A 20,642-nucleotide genomic window follows, 5' to 3' on the forward strand; every position below is an offset into this window, starting at 1 on the left:
GGGGTAGATCGAGGACCCATGTAGGAGCTGCCGCAGGCTGCGATCTTTTGATCTTGATTCCCTTAAAACAAAACCAAAAGATCGCAGCCTGCGGCAGCTCCTACAGGGATCGGCGCAATTCTATGGAACGCCCTGTACGGCGATAAGCTGGGATTTCTGTGAATCTTTGTTACGGTTAACGAGATAATCCTTAAGTCTGGGGTCTCAGCCCCCGAAACTTCGTGTCACAATTTGCCATCTCCCTTGAGAGCACCCCATGGACACTTTGCAAAACATGCGCGCCTTCAGTTGTGTCGCCGAAGCCGGCAGCTTCACTGCCGCCGCCGTGCAACTCGACACCACCACCGCCAACGTCTCGCGCGCGGTCTCCAACCTGGAAGCCCACCTGCAAACCCGCTTGCTCAACCGCACCACGCGGCGCATCGCCCTGACCGAAGCGGGCAAACGCTACCTGCTGCGCTGCGAGCAGATTCTGGCCTACGTCGAAGAAGCCGAAGCCGAGGCCAGCGACGCCCACGCGCGCCCGGCCGGGCAATTGAAAGTGCACACCATGACCGGCATCGGCCAGCACTTCGTCATCGACGCCATCGCCCGCTACCGCAAAACCCACCCGGACGTCACCTTCGACCTGACCCTGGCCAACCGCGTGCCGGACCTGCTCGACGAGGGCTACGACGTGTCCATCGTGCTCGCCAGCGAATTGCCGGATTCGGGTTTTGTTTCGCAACGGCTGGGCATCACCTACAGCATCGTCTGCGCCTCACCGGCCTACGTGAAAGCCAACGGCGCCGCGCAAAAACCCAGCGACCTGCTCAACCACGCCTGCCTGCGCCTGGTCAGCCCGGTGATTCCGTTGGAGAAGTGGGCCTTCGACGGCCCGGAAGGCCAGGAAATGGTCACCATCAACAGCTCGCCGTTTCTGGTGAACTCCGCCGACGCGATGAAAACCGCGATCACCAGCGGCATGGGGGTGGGCGTGCTGCCGGTGTATGCGGCGATCGAAGGTTTGCGCAACGGCACGCTGGTGCGGGTCATGCCGAACTATCGCTCGCAAGAACTGAACCTGTATGCGATCTACCCTTCGCGGCAATATCTGGATGCGAAGATCAAGACGTGGGTTGAGTATTTGCGTGGGTCGTTGCCAGAGATTCTCGCCGCCCACCAGGCCGAATTGGCCGCTTACGAATTAAGCGGCAGCCTCGCCGGCGCGCGCGTCGCCAACTGATTTTCAACACACCACGAAACGTGTAGGAGCTGCCGCAGGCTGCGATCTTTTGATCTTGCTGTTTAAAAATCAAAAGATCGCAGCCTACGGCAGCTCCTACAGAACGGGGATTTCACGGATCTTTCCGACAGGTTTTGACGGTTGTCCGTCGGAAGTGCGCTGGCTAGGATTTGGGTGTCGCTGACGCATCAGCGACCGGGTCTGGAAAACCCGCAGGATCACAGCACATGACATAATGCCGCGTTTTTTCGGCGCCGAAGTTTTGTTATGGCGGCTGTACGTGGGAGACCTTCGGGTCTGCCGGGTTTGATCCTTTGCCGGTTTTTTCCAGTCCGCGTACAGCTGCCACCCCTTTCGCCTGGAAAACGAAACATGGCAGCTCCATCTCTTTAAAAGGATATTGCCATGATCAAACACAGTCCCAATCCGCCTGTAGCGGAAGACACCACCCCCTACGAATTCCCCGGCTCGAAGAAATTCCACGAAGCCGCCGAGCGCGCCCTCGACCACTACCTAAAACCCAACGCGTTAACCCTGCGCTTCCACAAACCCAGCACCATGTTCCAGGTCGCCCCCGAGCAGGACAGCGAAAGCCTGCTGGTTCACGCCTGCGAATCCCTGGCCCAGGCCAGCCTGATGACCAGCGACATCGCCGCCTACATCGACCTGCCGCAACGGCGCACGATTCTGGCGATTCAGCAGATCATCATGCTCGCCGAACTGGCGGTGAATCGAGTGCTGGATAACCACGAAATCCCGCAATCCCCGGCACACAGCTAAAAGCCCCTCACCCTAACCCTCTCCCGGAGGGAGAGGGCACTGACCGAGGTGTTTGGGCGAGTTACACCGACGTGAAATACCGAGTCGAATTCAAACTCTGAAAGGCTCAGAAATCGGCTCCCTCTCCCTTGAATGATGCCGGATGACGGCCTGACGCAATTAAGCATTGTCCAATGGCCGCAAACATGAAGTGGGCAATCAAGTTCCAAAAATCATCTTCCGATTAATTTTTAATAGCCAATCGATATATTAGACCTGTCAGATCTGACAGTGCCCATTTTATCGCTTTAGCCGAACAATGGATGTCGTCACACCAACCTAACCTTGAAGGAGCAAGACATGTCCATTAAAGATCTGGAACTCGACAAACTTAAGAAATCAGGTGAAGGCACTGTAATTGCCAAACTAAACAAAGACTATATCACCGACAAGTTCGAAGGAAAACCCGACCATTTTATTACCGATAACAAGATAGTCGCGCTAAAAGCAACTTACCAAAAATCCTCTACCACCTCATTCACTATCAACCTCACTTTTGACGCAAATATTAAGCTTGGGAGGAATGAATTCAGCACGGAGCACTTTCCCTCTCCGTTCAGATTTTCATATACGTCAGGCTCACATACAAAAGGCTATACAAGCGCTAAAAATGCAGGGTTCATTGTTGTAGAAGAGTTCAACATTGCCAAAGGCATTTTCAAGGCAGCCTTCAACTTCAGTTTTGTAGATTTCGACACAAATGAGCTGCATCAAGTTCATGATGGTCAGATTGATGTCAAAGGCCTTGAAACTATCGAGGTGTAAAGGTAGATCGCAAAGTCTGACCCAAGTGCGGACACAAGCAGGTATCAGCCAATGTTGATACCGCTTCCCCAAAGCCACCGTGTTTCAGATCTCCCCCGAACAGTACAGCGAAAGCCTGCTGGTCCACGCCTGCGAATCACTGGCACAAGCCAGCCTGATGACCAGCGACATCGCCGCCTACATCGACCTGCCGCAACGACGGACGATCCTGGCGATTCAGCAGATCATCATGCTCGCCGAACTGGCGGTGAATCGCGTGCTGGATAACCACGAAATCCCGAAATCCCCGGCACACAACTAAGAGCCCCTCACCCTAACCCTCTCCCAAAGGGAGAGGGGACTGACCGAGGTGTTTGGGCGAGTTACACCGACGTGAAATACCGAGTCGAACTCAAATTTTGAAATGCCCACAAATCCAAAGCCGACCACGCCCCGCTCTTCACCACTCAATAGGCCGAGTGTCAGCTCGCCTGCTCTTGATCTTGCTCTTGATCCACGGGCGACGTCGGAAGGCTGAGTGGAGGGATTGATCCGGGCGTGGGAGCGCAGCGACCGTTTGGCGAAGCCAAACACAGCGAGAGGAGGTGCAGCGAAGCAAACCGTAGGCGCTGCGCCCGGATCGATCCCGCAGCGAAGGAATCCCGAGCCCCAGCGAGCGGGCCGCACGTAGGAGCAAGCCTTTTCGGTTACCTTTTCGGCGTTTGGAAAAGGTGACCCGCCGTCAGGGCGGAACCCTAAGCCGCCGTTACCGCAGCAACGGATATTCACCAAGCACACCCACAACATGGTCGGCCCAGAGGCCGCCAAGACAACCCCGAGCCAGAAATGTTAGCGTGCTTGGTATCAAGCCCGAACAAGAGCCAACAACGATGAAAAAGACTGTCCTGGCCTTCAGCCGCATCACCCCACCCATGATCGAACACCTGCAGCAAGAGTTCGACGTCATCGTCCCCAACCCAAAAGCCGGCGACATCAACGCCCAATTCAACGAAGCCCTGCCCCACGCCCACGGCCTCATCGGCGTCGGCCGCAAACTCGGCCGGGCACAACTGGAAAACGCCGCAAAACTCGAAGTGGTCTCCAGCGTCTCCGTCGGCTACGACAACTACGACCTCGACTACTTCAACCAACGCGGGATCATGCTCACCAACACCCCCGACGTGCTCACCGAAAGCACCGCCGACCTCGCCTTCGCCCTGATCATGAGCAGCGCCCGCCGCGTCGCCGAACTCGACGCCTGGACCAAGGCCGGCCAGTGGCAAGCCAGCGTCGGCGCCCCACTGTTCGGCTGTGACGTCCACGGTAAAACCCTCGGCATTGTCGGCATGGGCAACATCGGCGCCGCCGTCGCCCGCCGTGGCCGCTTCGGTTTCAACATGCCGATTATCTACAGCGGCAACAGCCGCAAGACCGAACTGGAACAGGAACTCGGCGCGCAATTTCGCAGCCTCGATCAACTGCTCGCCGAAGCCGATTTCGTCTGCCTGGTGGTGCCGCTCAGCGACAAGACCCGCCACCTGATCAGCCATCGCGAACTGGCGCTGATGAAACCCGACGCCATCCTGGTGAACATCTCACGTGGCCCGGTCGTCGATGAACCGGCGTTGATCGAAGCCCTGCAAAACAAGCGCATTCGTGGCGCTGGCCTGGATGTCTACGAAAAAGAACCGCTAGCCGAATCGCCTCTGTTCCAGCTGAAAAACGCCGTGACATTGCCGCACATCGGCTCGGCGACGAATGAAACCCGCGAAGCCATGGCCAATCGTGCGCTGGCCAATCTGCGTAGTGCCCTGCTCGGCGAACGCCCGCAGGATCTGGTCAACCCGCAAGTCTGGCGCGGATAAAAAAACACGGGCAAGTGCGTTATCGCACTTGCCCGTTAGTTATGCTTTACACAACTTGAAATTGAACAAAAAAGCCAATCAAACAACAGCATTATAAGCTCTGCCTGCCTGTCGAATAATCGACAAACGCTATGGAGAGCCAATACCTTGAACACCCTGACAACCGACAAACTCATTCGTTACAGCAAAGTCATATTAATGGCTTACATCAGCTTCTTTGGCGTGCTGGTGATGATCCACAACTTTACCGACTACAATTCAAACTACACCTACGTGGCGCATATCCTGAGTATGGACACCACCACGGCCAGTGAAACCATCAAGTACCGAGCCATTGAATCACCGATGATCCATCACCGGATCTACTGGTTCATCATCACGCTGGAAGTCACGTATACCGTGCTGTGCCTGATAGGCACGTATCAGCTATATCGCCACATAAATGCGTCCGCAGAAGTATTCCACGAGGCAAAAAAGTTCTCGATCATGGGCATACTGGCGGCGATCTTCATTTATTACGTCTGTTTGCAAACCGTGGGTGTGGAATGGTTCGACATGGACACTTCGCAATCATGGAATGCCAAGGACTGGGCGCGACATATCGTTGATTTCATCTTCCCGGTAATGATTTACATCACCTTGAAAGTCGAGCGCTGAAGTTCAGCGCTCGTTTATTTCAAGCCAACTTTCCCTGTACTGGCGCCACGACCACCTTGGGTTTGCGGAACACCAACACATTGCCCAGCATCACTAACACCAGACCGACCAGCGCCGGCGCTGTCCACTGATAACCTTCAGCAAAAGCCGAGACGTTCAGCGCCACGACCGGAAACAGCACGGTGCAGTAAGCCGCACGCTCCGGACCCATGCGCCCGACCAGCGTGAGATACGCGGTGAAGCCGATGACCGAACCGGGAATCACCAGATAGAGCAGCGCACCGACGTAACGCGGACTCCAATCCATATCGAACGGAATACCTTTGACCAGACACCACACCGACAGCATCGCCGCGCCGTAGGCCATACCCCAGGCATTGGTGGTCAGCGGTTTGAGGCCGGCCTTCTGCTGCAGGCTCGAGAGCATGTTGCCAGCCGAAAAACACAACGTGCCGCACAACGCCAGGCCGAGACCGAGCAAGGTTTGCGGACTAGCCTGATGCCCCGCCAGTTCCGGCCAGAACAGCATGCCCAGGCCAAACAGGCCCAACGCACCGCCCATCAGCACATTGCGCGCAATGCGCTGGCCGAAGAACACCCGCGCATTCAGCGCGTTCCACAACGTTGCGGTCGAAAACACTACCGCGACCAGACCACTGGGAATCCACTGACTGGCGGTCAGGAAGCACATGAAGTTGACGCAGAACAGACACAAGCCCTGAGCCACGCAGATCAGATGCCCGCGACGGTTCATCGGTTGCAGACGACGGCTGAGCAGCAACAGCGCAAACAGCACCAGCGCGGCGAGGCCGAAGCGATAAACGATCGATACGGGAATCGCCACCACGCCCAGTTGCCATTTCAGGGCAATCCAGGTGGTGCCCCAGATCAGCACGGTCAACAAATACAACGACAGGTTCATGGCGACACTCCTCGATAGGCCTTGAGTGTCTGCCCGAGCCCGGTTTGCGCGCTTGCAGAATCTTGCGCTTTTGTCTGGCGGCAGGCTGGCAGCGCGGCGCCTACGGAGTAGGATGCAAGGCGTTGAAGAGAACCGATCATGGCCGCCATCGATACCCTGCAAGTCTTTCAAGCGCTAAACAGCTCGCCGAACGCACGTCTTGTGCACAGCGCCGAGCTCGGCGACGGCTTGTCTGCCGCTTTGTGGACCAACCACCACGATGCGCAGGATTATGAAGCGCCGAGCCATCACACCCTGTCCTGCTACATCGCCGGTGGCACCGGCACCTTCCGTCGCGATCAACCCGGGCAGAAAGGCGGGCCGGACAAGCTGTGCATCCTCCCGGCCGATCACGAGTCAGGCTGGGTGATCAACGGTGATATCCGCTTGGCGCATCTGTATTTCAGCGCCGAACAATTTGCCCTCGGTTGCGTCACGTTGCTCGATCGCGAACCGCGTGAGATGCAGTTGCGCGAGCAGACGTTTCTCGAAGATCCACAACAGGCGCAGCGCTTCCGGCAGTTGCTGACGCTGAATTGGGACGAACCTGCCGAACGCTTGCTGACCAGCAGCCTCGCCCATGAATTGATCACCCATACCTTGCTCAGTCAGGTTGGCGCGCGTCAGGGTCTGCGTTTGAAGGGCGGATTGGCGCCGCACCAGCGTCGGCAACTGGTGGATCTTATCGACACTCAGTTGGCCGAGCCGATCAGCCTCGGACAATTGGCCGGGTTGTGTGCCCTGTCGGAATACCACTTTGCGCGGATGTTTCGCACGAGTTTCGGCCTGCCGCCGCACCAATACGTGCTGGCGCGACGCTTGAGCCGGGCGCGGGAGTTGTTGCGCGGGACGGCGTTGCCGTTGGGTGAGATTGCACTGGCGTGCGGGTTTGCCAGTGCCAGTCATTTCACTAATCGGTTCAAGCAGGTTTTGGGCGGGACGCCGGGGGAGTATCGGCAGGCGTTTTTGCGTTGAGCCCCTCTCCCCCTCACCCCAGCCCTCTCCCGGAGGGAGAGGGGGCCGGCCGAGGTGTCTGGCGTTGTACATCGACCTGAAACACCGAATCGATTATGGATTCAAAGCATCACGTTCAAGTCGGTGTACCTCAGGAATATCCCCCGGTCAGTCCCCTCTCCCCCAAAGAGAGGGAGCCGACCGCGGTGTCTGGCGTTGTACATCGACCTGAATGATCGAGTCGATTATGGATTCCAAGCATTACTTTCAGGTCGGTGTATCTCTCGAATATCCCACGGTCAGTCCCCTCTCCCTCGGGGAGAGGGTTAGGGTGAGGGGCTTTTGATCTTGCCCTAAAACTCCAAAGTGCTAGACAGCGAAACCTGCCGCGCATCCCCCATCGACACAAAGAACCGGCTCGCCGCCGAGGTGTAATACGTGCGATCAAACAGGTTCTTCACATTCAGCTGAAACTTGACCTTCTGCCCCTCAACCCTGGTGTCGTACGTGGCAAACGCATCGGCCACGGTATAACTCGGCAGATCAAAATCATTCACCGCGTTACCCGCACGTTCCCCGACATAACGCGCCCCGGCACCGACGCGCAACTGGTCGCCGCCGATCACGCTGCCGAAGTCATACACCGCCGACAACGAACCGGAGTTCTTCGCCACGTTTTGCAGGCGCTTGCCTTTGTAATCCGGGTCTTCGGTCACTTCGGCATCGGTGTAGGCGTAGCTGCCGATCATGCTCCAATGGTCACTTAGCTGACCGGTCAGGTCCATTTCCAGACCGCGCGAACGAACCTCGCCGGCGGCGCTGTAAATCGTCGTCGGGCCTTCGGAATTGGCCACCAGCACGTTGCGCTTCTTGATGTCGAACAACGCGATGTTACCGGTCACACGCCCCGGCATGTCCAGGCGCGCGCCCAGCTCCCACGACTTGGCTTCTTCCGGCGCGATGCTGCCGTCGAGCACGGTGCTGCTGCCGCTCAGCGGGGCGATGGTTGAGTTGGGCTTGAACGATTCGGTGTAGCTGCCGTAGAACGACAAGGCGTCGGTGTAGCGATACACCAGACCTGCGCGCGGGACGAACTTCTGGCCGTTGCTGTCGGTGTTGGCCTTGAACGGCACGCCTTTGCCGGCGTACTGGTCGTATTCCTGGAAACGCCCGCCGGCGACCAGAATCCACTGGTCGTTGAGGTGAATCGAGTCCTGCATGAACACCGAATCACTGCGCAGTTCATCGGTCTGCGCGCTGTCGGGGGCGCTGACGGTGGTGCCGGCGACTTCGCGGCCGTACACCGGATTGAGGTAGCTGAACGTGGTCAGGCTTTTCTGCCGGATCAAGTCCTCGCGGTAGATCTTGCGGTACTCGTCATCAACGCCGAACACCAGATCATGCTGCATGCCCAGCACTTTGACCTTGCCTTCAAGACTGGCGGTGGTGAAACGGTCAGTGCTGATCGCGTTCTGTGTGCCGTCCATGCTGCGGGTCAGCGTGCCCTTGTTGGTGTCGATGGCCGTCACGCGGACTTGGCTGGCGTCGTAGGTTTCGCGGTTCCAGCTGTAACCGAAGTGCGCTTTCCAGTCGTCGTTGAGCTCGTGATCAGCTTCAAAGTGATACAGGTCCGAGCGGCCTTCCATGTTGTTGAACGGCTCGTCCAGACGCTCCTTGCGCGAGATATCCAGCGGGTGATTGGTGCGTGGATCGATCAGCGTGCCACGGTCGAACGGCGTGAGAAATTCGCGGTGCTCGTAGGCGAACAACAGCTTGGTGCTCTCGCCAAACCAGGCCAGCGACGGCGCGATCAGGGTTTCACGGTGGGTACCGAAGTTGCGCCAGTAATCTTCATCTTCGTGGTCGAGCACCATGCGATAGGCCAGCCCGGAATCGCCCAACGGGCCGGTACTGTCGAGCGTGCCGCCGCTGCCATTCTTGCCGTCGCCGTAGGTCGAACCGCGCAAGGTCAGGGCATTGTATTGAGTCAGTTCAGGTTTCTTGCTGACCAGGTTGACCACGCCACCCGGGTCTTGAATCCCGTAGAGCAACGAGGCCGGGCCTTTGAGCACTTCGACGCGATCCACCGTGGCGTTCATGCCACGCCCCTGCACGATCGGCATGCCGTCGCGCATGATCGAGCCGTTACGGTTGTCACCGAAACCGCGGGTCATCACCGAATCCTGAGTGCTGCCCAAGGTGTTGCCCTGGGTGATGCCGCTGACATTGGCCAGCGCGTCATCCAGATTGCGCGGCGCCTGATCGCGGATGACTTGCGCCGGGATGACGTTGACGGTCTGTGGGGTTTCCTGAAGCGAGGCCGAAGAGCGCATCACCGAACTGGTTTCCGGCGGCTGGTAGCTCATCGACTCGTCGCGCATCGAAGTGATGGTCGTGGCGCCGAGGTTCAGCGCACCTTCGGTCGGTTTTGGCTCCAGCGCCAGCGTGTGGCTATCGGTGCGGCGGAAGTTCAGGCCAGAGCCACTCAGCAGTCGTTGCAGCGCTTGCTCGGCACTCATCTGGCCATTGACTGCTGGCGCCGTGAGGCCGTACGGCGCTTCGTCGGTGTAGACCACACTTTGCCCGGTGACGCGGCTGAAGTCGCTCAAGGCTTGCGGCAGCGGCTTGGCGGCCAGGGAAAAACTGAACTGCTTTTGCGCCTGGCTGCTGGTAGTTTCAGCGGCCAGAGACACGCTTATCGGCAGCAATGCCAATGCCGAAAAACTCAATGCCGACACGCCCAACCACTGTTTGACCGAACCCGATTTTGCCCTGGACTTCATGACTCAATGACCTGTGTAGAACCGCAACGGATGCGAATGAATCGCAGTTTCAGTCACTACACGGATGGGGCTCGGGTTTACCTCACCACAAATCCGAAAATATTTTTGCAGATCAAAAGATCGCAGCCTTCGGCAGCTCCTAAATTGGAATGCGATCCCTGTAGGAGCTGCCGAAGGCTGCGATCTTTTGACTTTGCCTCAACGCAAAATAATCAGATGCCCCAACACCTGATGCTGCTCAAACCCCATCACTCCTTGCAGAGAACTCAACACCGCTTGTGGATCCTTGCTCGGAAAACTGCCACTGACCTTGCGCGCCGCCAGCTCATCGTTGAGCAACACTATTCGCCCGGGGTAATAACGGCGCAGATCCTCGACCACATCGGCCAGCGTCGACTTGTAATACGTCAGCCAGCCCTGACGCCATGCCAACTGCGCCTCACTGTCCACCGCATGAAGTTTTTCTGCCGTGCCTTCAGCGTAAGCAACTTGCTGGCCGGCGGTGAGAATCTGTTGTTCGCCATCACGATCCGCCGTCACACCAACGCGCCCGGACAACACCGTGACCTGCGCGCCATGCGGTTGCAGTCGCACTTCGAATTGCGTGCCGAGCACCCGCGCCTGACCTTTCTCGGCCTCGACCACAAACGGCTCGCCGGTGTGCGTAACCGTGAAAAAACCGGCACCACGGCGTAGCTGGACATGCCGCTCGCCACGGCTGAAATCCACAGCAATCGCACTGTCGCCATCCAGCGTTACTTGCGATTGATCGGCCAGTGTCACGGTGCGAATTTCACCCGGCGCCGAAACGTAATCGGCGCCCAGATCATCGATCCAGCGCTGCGGCTGCCAGCCTGTACCGAGGCTGACCATCAGCAACAGGCATGCCGCCATCGCCAGCGCGCCCGACCACCGCAACGGCGCTGGACGACGTGGGCGATCCATCGCATCGAGGTAGCCCTGCAACGCCGAGGCTTCTTCATCGGCCAGCGTTCGCGCCGGGCCTTCGCTCAATTCCCAGAGCACTTGCGCCTGCGCATACGCTTCGGCATGCGCCGGATCAGCGCGCAGCCATTGGCTGAAGGTCAGTTGATCGCCGGCACTCGGCCGATCATGCAACAGGCTCAGCCAGGCAAACGCGGCCTGCTCTTGCGCGGGCGTGGGGATGACGGAGTCGGATGGCTTCACGGTGCTTTCCCTGGCAGGCGTGGCGCGGGTTCGCGCAGGCTGGCCTTGCAGGCCTCGAGGGCGCGCATCATATGTTTTTCCACGGCACTTTGGGACAGGCCCATGGCTTTGGCGATGTCCGCGTATTTGCGACCGTGGATGCGATTGAGCAAAAAGATTTGCCGGGTGCGCTCGGGCAAGGCGCGCAACGCCGCTTCGACATGCTTCAGATCATTGCCCGCTTCCAGCGCCGCTTGCGGTTCGCTGCCGTGGCTGTCCGGCGCCTCCGGTTGCCAGCCTTCGTTGACGCGCGTGCGTGTGCCTTCGCTGCGCAGATGATCGATGGCGATGTTGCCGGCGCAGCGCAGCAGATAGGTGCTGAGTTCTTCGACCTGCACCAGCGGTCGCCGCCAGAAACGCAGAAACAGATCTTGGACCAGATCCGCCGCCGTCGCCCGGCAACCGACGCGCCGGTTCACCAGCGCTTCCATTTGCGAACGCTGGGACAGGAACACCTGAAGAAAATGCGCACGCGCCCCACGCGGCTCGTCGTCGCGGGATTCCGGTGGCAGATCGATCAGCACTTCAGCACTGCGCCCATGCGGCGACCGGGCTGGCCAGCAGACTGAACCCGGCCAGCGCCAATGCGAAACGCGGGCGATACGGCAGCAACAATACCAACGCCAGGGCACTGAGCATCAGCACGGCGAACCAGTCGACCAGACCGAAGCTCCAGCCATTGGCCTTCACCGCCGCCCAAAGCGACAAACACAGCAATAACCATCCGCCGACTTTCAGGCCCTGGCGGCGACGCGTGGACGGTTTGTGACCGAGCAATTCATCGTGGTGACGAGGCATCGACAGGCACAACGCGGTGAATCCGGTGTAGGTGAGCAACAAGGGCAAGAGCATCAGTTCGCCCCTTGTTCAAGGGTGATCGGCCGGGCCTGTTCGCGGCGGGGCTTTTTAATACTGACGGTGTTGCCAGCACGCTGCATTTTCCACGCGGCCCACGCCAGAAACAGACCTGTGGCGAGGCAGGTCAGATCAAAACCGGCCAACGCCCAATCGCTCTGCATCAAAGCCACGCCGAGGTTCCAAGGGGTGGTCAGCGCATTGATCAGCGGCACCGCAACAAACAGCGCAGCACCGAAAACAAGCTGCTCAACCCAGGCTTTGCGCCCCGGTCGCAACATCGCGTGCAGCACGCTCAAGCCCCAGGCCATGAAGAACGCGTTCACCTCCCAATCTGCACGTTCGGCAAGGCTCACCGGCAACAGACGATTGGCCAGGAAAAACACCGCCACCGCAGACACCAGCCCGGCCATGCTGGCGATATTCAGCACTTCCACCAGCCGCAACTCGAACGGCATCACACCGCTCTTGGCGTGTTTGAGTTGACGCTTGCCCAGCCAGATCACTAGCCCGGTGCCAATCATTGCCGTGCCGGCCAGCCCGCAGATGAAGTACAGCCAGCGCAAGACCGGCCCGGCGAAGTGGCCCATGTGCAAACCATAGAACGCGCCACCCACCGCCATCGCCAGCGGCTGGTCCGGTGTGCTGCCGAGCATCTGCCCGGTCACACCGTTGAAGGTCACGGCGCGGCCGAAATCATGCACCACACGGTCGCCGGCACGGGACAGCACCACCGTCGCATTGGCATCGCCCGGATTGCTCACGGAAAGGCGCGCCGTGTGGCCGCCCGACCATTGCTCGCGGGCCTTGCTCAACAGCGGCGCCATGGCCGCCAACGGCGCAGCGATAGCGGCGCGCTCGGGTGTTTTCGAGGCCGGGAAAACCTCGTCATAAAACGTGCGCACGTCACTGCCGTAAGACGCAACGATGCTCGCCGGCATGACCATCGACATGAAAATCACCAGGCTGCTGTAGGTGATCATCAGGTGAAACGGCAACACCAGCACACCCACCGCGTTATGCCCGTCGAGCCAGGAGCGCTGGCCCTTGCGCGGGCGGAAGGTGAAGAAGTCCTTGAAGATTTTCTTGTGGGTGATGATCCCGGTGATCAGCGCAACGAACATCACCATCGCGGCAATGGTCGCCAGCCAACGGCCCCACGGATAAGGCATTTGCAACTGGAAGTGGAAACGGTAGAAGAACTCGCCGCCCATGCTGTCGCGGCCCTGCACTTCTGCGCCGGTTTGCGCATCAAGGGTTTTCGATTCGAAGCGCCCGCGCTCGCCGGGCTTCGCCGGCGCGGCCTGCCAGCGCACGGTAAGACCGGGATCACGGGCATCTGGCAGATCGATCAGCCAACGTGAGGCGCCAGCCGCGTGTTGCTGCAGATAATCCTGGGCCAGCGCCAGGCTGGTCTCGGCACTCACCGATCGCGCAGGGATTTCCGGCTGCATCCAGTGGCTGATTTCATCTTTGAAATACGCCAGCGTCCCGGTCAGGAAAATCGCGAACAGCAACCAGCCGAACAGCAGCCCGGCCCAGGTGTGCAGCCAGGCCATCGCCTGACGAAAGCCCTCTTTCATGCCAGGCCCAATCCGCGTGCCGCGCCAGAGACAGTTGCCAGAATCACACTCGGTACCAGCAAACCGACCCAGGCCGACCATGCCGTACGACAGGCAAAACACCAGAGCACCGCCACCAGGTAGACCAGAAAGGAAATGGTCATGCCGGTCACCACCGCTTCGGCACGGCTCAGCGGCAGCCACAGTGTCAGGGTGACACTGGCCAGCGCCGCAACGAGATAACCGCCAAACACTGCGGCCAACACCCGTGAGGTGACGGCCAGACGATAGGACATGGGAAGTGTGGCGAGTTTGCCTTTCATGTTTCGACCCTGAAACGAAAAACGTCCGGCCGATCAGCCGAACCTATAGGCGAGCAATATTAATGATAAATATTCTCATACGCAAAAGCATCTGATTGCCGGTTGAGCGCTTCACCCCCTACAATGCGAACAGTTCTTGTTCTCTAACGCACACTCTCTACCGCGTCAAGAAAGCGCCCGGAGTTCACCGTTGTCGTCCGCCCATCCCGTCGAATCGCTCTATCAGGCCCATCACGGCTGGCTCACAGGCTGGTTGCGGCGCAAACTCGGTTGCCCGGACAGCGCGGCAGACCTGGCGCAGGACACGTTCATCAAGGTGCTGACCGCCCGCGAGCCGCCGGTGATCATCGAACCGCGCGCCTTTCTCACAACGTTGGCCAAGCGCGTCCTGTTCAATCATTACCGCCGTCAGGATGTCGAACGCGCTTACCTCGACACCCTGGCGCAGATGCCGGACATGGTCGCGCCGTCGGAAGAAGACAAGGCGATCATCCTGCAAACCCTGATGGAGCTGGATGAGTTGCTCGACGGTTTGCCGCGTCAGGTCAAACGCGCATTTCTACTGGCGCAGGTGGATGGCCTGACTTATCCACAGATTGCCGCCGAACTCGGCATTTCCGTGGCCACGGTCAAACGTCATCTGAACAAAGCGGCAATGCGCTGCTACTTCGCGCTATGAACCGCACACCGGATTTCTCCTCTCAGGTGGCGGAACAGGCCGTGCACTGGTTGATGGAAATGCAGCAAGGCGCGCTCTCCCCGCGCCAGCAACACGCCTGGCAACAATGGCTGGAGGCGCACAGCGAACACCGGCGGGCGTGGGAGCATATTCAACGAGTCAATCAGCGTCTGCGCGGCGTGTCTTCACCACTGGCGCATGCGGCATTGAACGGGGCGAAGTCCGGCAGTCGTCGTCAGGCACTGAAACTGTTGCTGATTCTTGGCGCGGGCTCAGCCGTCACGTGGGGCATGCGCGAGCACAATCCACTGCCGTCGTTCCTCGCCGACTACCGCAGCCCGATCGGGCAACGGCGCAAGGTGGCGCTGGGTGCCGGCGATCAGTTGCAACTCAATACCGCCAGTGCCGCCGATGTCGATGCCTCGGCGCGACTGATACGCTTGCTCGAAGGCGAAATCCTCCTGACGGCCAAACAATCGTTCGAAGTGCGCACCGCTCAGGGCATTCTTGAAACTCACGGCGCACGTCTCAATGTGCGTCAGTTTGCCGATCGCACGCAGGTTGCCTTGTTCGAAGGTCGCGTCGAACTGAGCAGCAATGGACGCGCGCCGATGCTGTTGCCGCTTGCACGGCAACTGAGTTTCACCTCGACCTCCGTCAGCGCAGCCAAACCGTTGGATGCCAACAGCGGCGCTTGGGCCGACGGCATGCTGGTGGCCGCGCATATGCGATTGGGCGACTTCCTCGATGAGCTTGGCCGTTACCGTCGCGGCCAACTCAATTGCGCCAAGAACGTCGCCGATCTGTTGATCTCCGGGACGTATCCACTGGACGACAGCGAGCGGATTCTCGATCTGCTGGAAATCAGTTTGCCGGTAAAGGTGAAGCGCTTTACCCGTTACTGGGTGAGCGTCGAAGCGCGGGTTTAAAGCAGCAGAATCAAAAGATCGTCCGAAGGCTCGGGCCGCGATCGGACGATCCTTTGATCTTGAAAAATAAATGAGCCGTTTTTCAGATCTGGCGTGACAGAGAAGGAAAGCCCCCTTGATTCAACCTTCTCAGGATCATCCGACATGCACTCCACCCGCCTCACACCACTGGCTCGCAGCCTGCGCAATCTTGTTCTCGGCGCCAGCCTGAGTTTCAGTGCCCTGCCCGTTGCGATGGCTGCTGAAGCCAAGGCTTATCACATCGCGCCGTCGTCGCTGGAAAACGCTCTCAACCAGTTTGGTCGTGAAGCAGGCGTGTTGATTTCATTCGGTTCGCAAGTCACCAGCGGTGTGCAAAGCCGTGGCCTGGAAGGCAGTTACACACCTGAGCAGGGTTTGAATGCGCTGCTCGAAGGCACCGGCCTGCAAGCGCGCACCGAAGGCAACAACGCGTTCAGCCTGCAACCGGTGGCGGATGCCGCGCTGGAGCTGGACACTTCGAAAGTCGTCGGCGACTGGCTGGGTGACGCCGCGCAAATCAACGTGTTCGAACATCCCGGTGCTCGCGACGTGATCCGCCGCGAAGAGTTCGAACGTCAGGGTGCAACTCAGGCGCGTGATGTGCTCAACCGTATCCCCGGCGTCAACGCCCCGGAAAACAACGGCACCGGCAGCCACGACATGGCGCTTAATTTCGGCATTCGTGGTTTGAATCCTCGCCTGGCCGCGCGCTCGACGGTATTGATGGACGGCATTCCTGTGCCGTTCGCGCCTTATGGCCAACCGCAGCTATCGTTCGCGCCAATCAGCATGGGCAACATGGATGCCGTGGACGTGGTACGTGGCGGTGGCGCCGTGCGTTACGGCCCGCAGAACGTCGGCGGCGTGGTCAACTTCGTGACCCGGGCGATTCCCGACGAGCCAACGGTCAAGGGCGGCTTCCAGACGGAAACCAGCCCATCGTCGAGCCATGACGGCTTCAAGACCAGCGCCAACCTGCTGGCCGGCGGCACTAATGCCAATGGCCTCGGTGGCGCGTTGCTCTACTCCGGCACCCGTGGTGGTGACTGGCGCGAACACAGCGACACCGAGATCGACGACCTGATCCTCAAAGGCAAATACCAGCTCGACGAGGCCAACAGTTTCAACGCCATGGCCCAGTATTACGAAGGCAAGGCCGACATGCCCGGCGGTTTGAACGTTGCTGATTACGACGCTGATCCGTACCAGTCGACACGGCCGAAAGACCAGTTCTGGGGGCGCCGCACGATGGTCAATTTTGGCTATCGCTATCAGGAAGATCGCCGCGAATTCACCGCCAACACCTTTTTCACCAAGACCTTGCGCAGCGGCTATCTGGATCAGGGCACATTCCTTTCGCTGTCGCCGCGAGAGTATTGGGTTCGCGGCCTGGAAACCCGTTTCGCCCAAGGCTTCGACCTCGGCCCGACCAGCCATGAAGTCGGCGTCGGCTACCGCTATATCAACGAGGCCGGCCACGAGCTGCGCTATCGCACACCGATCAGCAGTAACGAATACCCGACCACCGCCAGCCGCAACGACCGCGACACCCGTGGCGGCACCGAGGCCAATGCGTTCTTCGTCGACGACCGCATCGACATCGGCAAATGGACGATCACCCCGGGCGTGCGCTACGAGATGATCGAATCGCAGCAGACCAACAACCTGACCAACGTCAAATACAAGGGCGACTACAACACCGCACTGCCGGCGTTGAACGTGCTTTATCACCTGACCGACAGCTGGAACCTGTACGCCAACACCGAAGGCTCGTTCGGCAGTGTGCAATACAGCCAGATGCCAAACCGCGTGACCAGCGGCGAAGTGAAACCGGAAAAGGCGCGCACCTGGGAAGTCGGCACGCGCTATGACAACGGTGCGTTACGCGCGGAGATCGGCGCGTTCCTGATCAACTTCGATAACCAGTACGAAAGCAACCAGACCAACGACTCGGTAATCGCCCGTGGTGAAACCCGCCATCAGGGTATAGAAACTAGCATCAACTACGCGCTGGATGACTTGAGCCCTGCGCTCGCCGGTTTTGATGTCTATGCCAGCTACGCCTACGTTGACGCGACCATCCGCGAAGACGGACCGAACAAGGGCAACCGCGTACCGTTCTCGTCGAAACACAAGGGCACGATTGGCGTCGGTTACACCGAGGGGCCATGGAAGCTGAATCTGGACAGCAGCTTCCAGAGCGATCAGTTCGCCGACAACGCCAACACCTCCAAAGAAAGTGCCGATGGCAGTACCGGGAAGATCCCGGGGTACATGCTGTTCAGCAGCCGCGCGGGGTATGACTTCGGGCCGCAGTTGTCGGATCTGAATGTGGCGGTGGGGGTGAAGAACATCTTCAACACGCAGTACTTCACGCGGTCGTTTGATGACAACAACAAGGGCAAGTATGTGGGGGAGCCGCGCACGGTTTATGTGCAGACTTCTGTAGCGTTCTGAGGGTTGAAGAGCCCCTCACCCTAACCCTCCCGAAACGTCGGACCGCCCAGAGGGAGAGGGGACTGATTGGGGGGATGCTTGCGAGGTACGCCGACCTGAACGTACTGTGCCGAATCCATAATCGACTCGACCTGAAACCGCTTTGCCGAATCCATAATCGACTCGGTCTGTCAGGTCGATGTACCACGCCAGACACCTCGGTCGGCCCCCTCTCCCTCAGGGAGAGGGCTGGGGTGAGGGTTCTCAGCTACAGTGAAATATCCAACCAACTTCACAAGGATCGTGAAGCATGCAAACTCGCCCCACCCTCGCCCAGTTCGCCCGCCATCTACGCGTTAACCAAACCGACTGCGAACACCTGCTCTGGCAAAAAATCCGCTCCCGCCAAATCGCCAATCTGAAATTTCGTCGGCAGTTTCCGTGCCCGCCTTACGTGCTGGATTTTTACTGTGCCGAGCTGAAATTGGCGATTGAACTGGACGGCGGTCAGCACTATGAAACGCGAGAAGTGATTCATGACCAACGCCGGACACGCTATCTGAATCAAAAGGCTATTGAAGTCGTGCGTTTCAGTAATCTGGAGGTACTTCAGCAGATGGATGAAGTACTGGAGCAGATCATACGAATTGCGGCAGTTCGAAGATTGCCCTCACCCTAACCCTCTCCCAGAGGGAGAGGGGACTGACCGGGAGATGCTCGTAATTTCCGTCGACCTGAAATTGCTTTGCTGAATCCATAATCGACTCGGTATTCCAAGTCGACGTACCTCTTCAGACACCTCGGTAGGCTCCCTCTCCCTCCGGGAGAGGGCTGGGGTGAGGGGCTTTTCTGCTTACAAACAAAAAACGGGCCTGCTTTCGCAGGCCCGTTCTCATTGGTTGGCTTATTAAATCAGCGTATCAACTGTTGATCGCTGCCTGTTCATTCTCGTCAAACTCTTCCGCCAACAGCTTGTCGTTGGCCTTGCCGGTGAGTGGCACCACAGCGGCACGTGGCTTACCTCGCAGTTTGCCGAAAAGGTGCTCCAGGGCGTGCTCGAGTTTTTCGGCAGCGCCGTCGATCGCCTGTTCCAGCGAATCGGCCTTGTGGGTCACGGAAATCGGTTGATGGCCTTTTGGCCGCGCTTCCAGTTGGCAGCGCAAGTCATGGGGACCTGGTTTGTCACCGTTCTCGTCGCTCAGGTGGACTTCGACACGGGTCAGGTCTTCTTCATAACGTTCGAGCGTGCTCTCAATGGTTGTACGTACCCACTCCTCCAGTCGTTGACTACTTTGAATATGGTTATCGCTGTTGACTTGGATTTGCATAGTTCATCCCTTATTTCAGCTAGCTCGTGAGAGGCCTTGAGTTGAATTTCCTGACCTCCTGGTTACAACAATCGGCCCGACTGCCGAACATTTCAACCCCTGAAAAAAGATAAATATTCATTCGCAAAAAAAGCCGGACAACCGGGCAAAGCACTGGTAAGGTCGGGAGTTGGGTCGCCTCGCAACCCTGCAAAATTCGCTCACAATTGCCCGTCATTCAACGGGTGCAAACTGCGAAATATCCCCGCCTCCTCGACCAGCCAATCATGCACCGCACGCACGCCCGGATGGCTCAACGCCCCCGGCGCATACAGCAACACGTAACGTTTGTGATTCGGTACCGACAGGCCGAACGGCACAATCAACGTGCCTCGTTCCAACTCATCGTTAAGCAAAGTGCGGCGGGCAATCGCCACGCCCATGCCGGCGATCGCCGCTTCGATGGTCAGGTGATTGCGATTGAAGGTATGCCCGCGCCGTACGTCGGCGCCTTCAAAGCCGATCGCGTTTAAATAAAACTCCCACTCTGCGTATTCATAACTGCCACGCCAGGCAGTGATGTCGTGCAATAACGGAAAATGCACCAGATCCGCCGGCCCATGCAGCGGCGGACGCCCACGCAACAGGCTCGGTGCACACACGGGAAAAATCTGCTCGTCGAGCAAGGCTGTGGATAACAATCCCGGGTAACTGCCGTCGTTCAGATCGATCGCCAGATCAAAGTCACCCTCGTGTAACGGTACGCTGCTGTCCTCGGCGACCAGCCGCAGTTGAATGTCCGGATAGCGCTGCTGCAGGCGTGGCAAGCGCGGTGTCAGCCACTTGCTGAGGAACGACGGAATCGAGCGCACGCGCAAAATTCCGCTGATCATTCCGGCGTCGAGCCGACGCAATTCGGCATCGATGCTGCCGTACGCCTCGTTGACGGTAATCGCCAGCCGCTGACCCTCCGCGCTCAGCTCGACACCGCGCGCACGCCGATGAAACAAACGAAAACCCAGGCGCTCTTCCAACTGACGAATCTGCTGACTGACCGCCCCCGGGGTGATGTGCAGTTCTTCGGCGCAACGGGTGAACGACAGGTGCCGCGCGGCACAGGAAAACACCTGCAGCCAGACATAGGTCTGGGCATGCAATTGACGACTCATCGTTTAGTCCTGCTAAAGGCTTACTTAGGAAGTTTCGTTAGTCACGTAGGACCGAGGTAGGCAGTATCGCCGACATTGCGCTTGTCCTACAAAAAATGGCAGCGATTCCTACTCCATTGCTTGTAA

19 protein-coding genes and 1 pseudogene are annotated in these 20,642 nt (G+C 58.7%); 11 read left to right on the top strand and 9 right to left on the bottom strand.

Features of this window, described 5'->3' with window-relative positions; translation table 11 throughout:
* The first annotated feature begins 256 nt into the window (after window positions 1-256).
* From ACM6JQ_RS22505 to ACM6JQ_RS22530, 6 genes and pseudogenes are all read left to right on the top strand, one after another.
* Window positions 257-1,225: a LysR family transcriptional regulator gene (locus tag ACM6JQ_RS22505; RefSeq protein WP_007914118.1), complete on the top strand. Its 969-nt coding sequence runs from the start codon at window positions 257-259 to the stop codon at window positions 1,223-1,225.
* 405 nt (window positions 1,226-1,630) lie between these two features.
* Window positions 1,631-2,005, top strand: a complete 375-nt coding sequence (locus ACM6JQ_RS22510) for a DUF6124 family protein (protein ID WP_095112637.1) — start codon at window positions 1,631-1,633, stop codon at window positions 2,003-2,005.
* Window positions 2,006-2,344: 339 nt separating this feature from the next.
* Window positions 2,345-2,809, top strand: a complete 465-nt coding sequence (locus tag ACM6JQ_RS22515; protein ID WP_414894698.1) for a hypothetical protein — start codon at window positions 2,345-2,347, stop codon at window positions 2,807-2,809.
* A gap of 61 nt (window positions 2,810-2,870) precedes the next feature.
* Window positions 2,871-3,110, top strand: a pseudogene (locus ACM6JQ_RS22520) (DUF6124 family protein); the annotation flags it as partial.
* Between the two features lie 568 nt (window positions 3,111-3,678).
* Window positions 3,679-4,653, top strand: coding sequence for a 2-hydroxyacid dehydrogenase (locus tag ACM6JQ_RS22525; RefSeq protein ID WP_414894699.1), 975 nt, complete (start codon window positions 3,679-3,681; stop codon window positions 4,651-4,653).
* Between the two features lie 147 nt (window positions 4,654-4,800).
* Window positions 4,801-5,310 (top strand): DUF2165 family protein, encoded by a 510-nt coding sequence (locus tag ACM6JQ_RS22530; RefSeq protein WP_122598000.1) that lies wholly within the window; start codon window positions 4,801-4,803, stop codon window positions 5,308-5,310.
* A gap of 19 nt (window positions 5,311-5,329) precedes the next feature.
* On the opposite strand, the gene ACM6JQ_RS22535 is transcribed toward ACM6JQ_RS22530, so the two are convergent.
* The gene (locus ACM6JQ_RS22535; RefSeq protein WP_007914130.1) at window positions 5,330-6,232 is read right to left on the bottom strand and encodes a DMT family transporter; all 903 of its coding nucleotides are present in this window, start codon (window positions 6,230-6,232) and stop codon (window positions 5,330-5,332) included.
* Between the two features lie 138 nt (window positions 6,233-6,370).
* Between ACM6JQ_RS22535 and ACM6JQ_RS22540 the strand changes: the two genes are divergently transcribed.
* Window positions 6,371-7,246 carry an AraC family transcriptional regulator gene (locus tag ACM6JQ_RS22540; RefSeq protein ID WP_095112640.1) on the top strand — a complete coding sequence of 292 codons (876 nt, stop codon included), beginning with the start codon at window positions 6,371-6,373 and terminating at the stop codon, window positions 7,244-7,246.
* Window positions 7,247-7,578: 332 nt separating this feature from the next.
* Here the strand turns inward: ACM6JQ_RS22540 and ACM6JQ_RS22545 are convergent, their stop codons facing one another.
* The 6 genes from ACM6JQ_RS22545 to ACM6JQ_RS22570 form a co-directional block, all read right to left on the bottom strand.
* Window positions 7,579-10,008, bottom strand: coding sequence for a TonB-dependent siderophore receptor (locus tag ACM6JQ_RS22545; RefSeq protein WP_414894700.1), 2,430 nt, complete (start codon window positions 10,006-10,008; stop codon window positions 7,579-7,581).
* 198 nt (window positions 10,009-10,206) lie between these two features.
* Complete coding sequence (locus ACM6JQ_RS22550) at window positions 10,207-11,196, bottom strand: FecR family protein (RefSeq protein WP_414894701.1); 990 nt, start codon at window positions 11,194-11,196, stop codon at window positions 10,207-10,209.
* Window positions 11,193-11,759 (bottom strand): RNA polymerase sigma factor, encoded by a 567-nt coding sequence (locus ACM6JQ_RS22555; RefSeq protein ID WP_095112643.1) that lies wholly within the window; start codon window positions 11,757-11,759, stop codon window positions 11,193-11,195. The genes ACM6JQ_RS22550 and ACM6JQ_RS22555 overlap by 4 nt, the downstream gene beginning before the upstream one ends.
* A gap of 1 nt (window position 11,760) precedes the next feature.
* Window positions 11,761-12,087 carry a DUF3325 domain-containing protein gene (locus ACM6JQ_RS22560; protein WP_007914161.1) on the bottom strand — a complete coding sequence of 109 codons (327 nt, stop codon included), beginning with the start codon at window positions 12,085-12,087 and terminating at the stop codon, window positions 11,761-11,763.
* The gene (locus tag ACM6JQ_RS22565) at window positions 12,087-13,673 is read right to left on the bottom strand and encodes a PepSY-associated TM helix domain-containing protein (RefSeq protein WP_414894702.1); all 1,587 of its coding nucleotides are present in this window, start codon (window positions 13,671-13,673) and stop codon (window positions 12,087-12,089) included. The genes ACM6JQ_RS22560 and ACM6JQ_RS22565 overlap by 1 nt, the downstream gene beginning before the upstream one ends.
* Window positions 13,670-13,975, bottom strand: a complete 306-nt coding sequence (locus ACM6JQ_RS22570) for a DUF3649 domain-containing protein (RefSeq protein WP_095112645.1) — start codon at window positions 13,973-13,975, stop codon at window positions 13,670-13,672. The genes ACM6JQ_RS22565 and ACM6JQ_RS22570 overlap by 4 nt, the downstream gene beginning before the upstream one ends.
* Before the next feature lie 190 nt (window positions 13,976-14,165).
* Here ACM6JQ_RS22570 and ACM6JQ_RS22575 point away from each other — a divergent pair, with 190 nt between their 5' ends.
* From ACM6JQ_RS22575 to ACM6JQ_RS22590, 4 genes are all read left to right on the top strand, one after another.
* Window positions 14,166-14,654 carry a sigma-70 family RNA polymerase sigma factor gene (locus tag ACM6JQ_RS22575; protein WP_007914173.1) on the top strand — a complete coding sequence of 163 codons (489 nt, stop codon included), beginning with the start codon at window positions 14,166-14,168 and terminating at the stop codon, window positions 14,652-14,654.
* The gene (locus tag ACM6JQ_RS22580; RefSeq protein ID WP_007914175.1) at window positions 14,651-15,583 is read left to right on the top strand and encodes a DUF4880 domain-containing protein; all 933 of its coding nucleotides are present in this window, start codon (window positions 14,651-14,653) and stop codon (window positions 15,581-15,583) included. The genes ACM6JQ_RS22575 and ACM6JQ_RS22580 overlap by 4 nt, the downstream gene beginning before the upstream one ends.
* 144 nt (window positions 15,584-15,727) lie before the next feature.
* Window positions 15,728-18,061, top strand: a complete 2,334-nt coding sequence (fecA, locus tag ACM6JQ_RS22585) for a TonB-dependent Fe(3+) dicitrate receptor FecA (RefSeq protein ID WP_414894703.1) — start codon at window positions 15,728-15,730, stop codon at window positions 18,059-18,061.
* A 289-nt stretch (window positions 18,062-18,350) separates the two neighbouring features.
* Window positions 18,351-18,719 carry an endonuclease domain-containing protein gene (locus tag ACM6JQ_RS22590; RefSeq protein ID WP_414894704.1) on the top strand — a complete coding sequence of 123 codons (369 nt, stop codon included), beginning with the start codon at window positions 18,351-18,353 and terminating at the stop codon, window positions 18,717-18,719.
* Between the two features lie 241 nt (window positions 18,720-18,960).
* Here the strand turns inward: ACM6JQ_RS22590 and ACM6JQ_RS22595 are convergent, their stop codons facing one another.
* Window positions 18,961-19,368, bottom strand: a complete 408-nt coding sequence (locus ACM6JQ_RS22595) for an HPF/RaiA family ribosome-associated protein (protein WP_007914181.1) — start codon at window positions 19,366-19,368, stop codon at window positions 18,961-18,963.
* 200 nt (window positions 19,369-19,568) lie between these two features.
* Window positions 19,569-20,516 (bottom strand): LysR substrate-binding domain-containing protein, encoded by a 948-nt coding sequence (locus ACM6JQ_RS22600; protein ID WP_007914183.1) that lies wholly within the window; start codon window positions 20,514-20,516, stop codon window positions 19,569-19,571.
* Between the last annotated feature and the right edge of the window lie 126 nt (window positions 20,517-20,642).

The organism is Pseudomonas sp. IT-232MI5 (genome assembly GCF_949767845.1).
In the GTDB taxonomy this organism is placed as follows: domain Bacteria; phylum Pseudomonadota; class Gammaproteobacteria; order Pseudomonadales; family Pseudomonadaceae; genus Aquipseudomonas.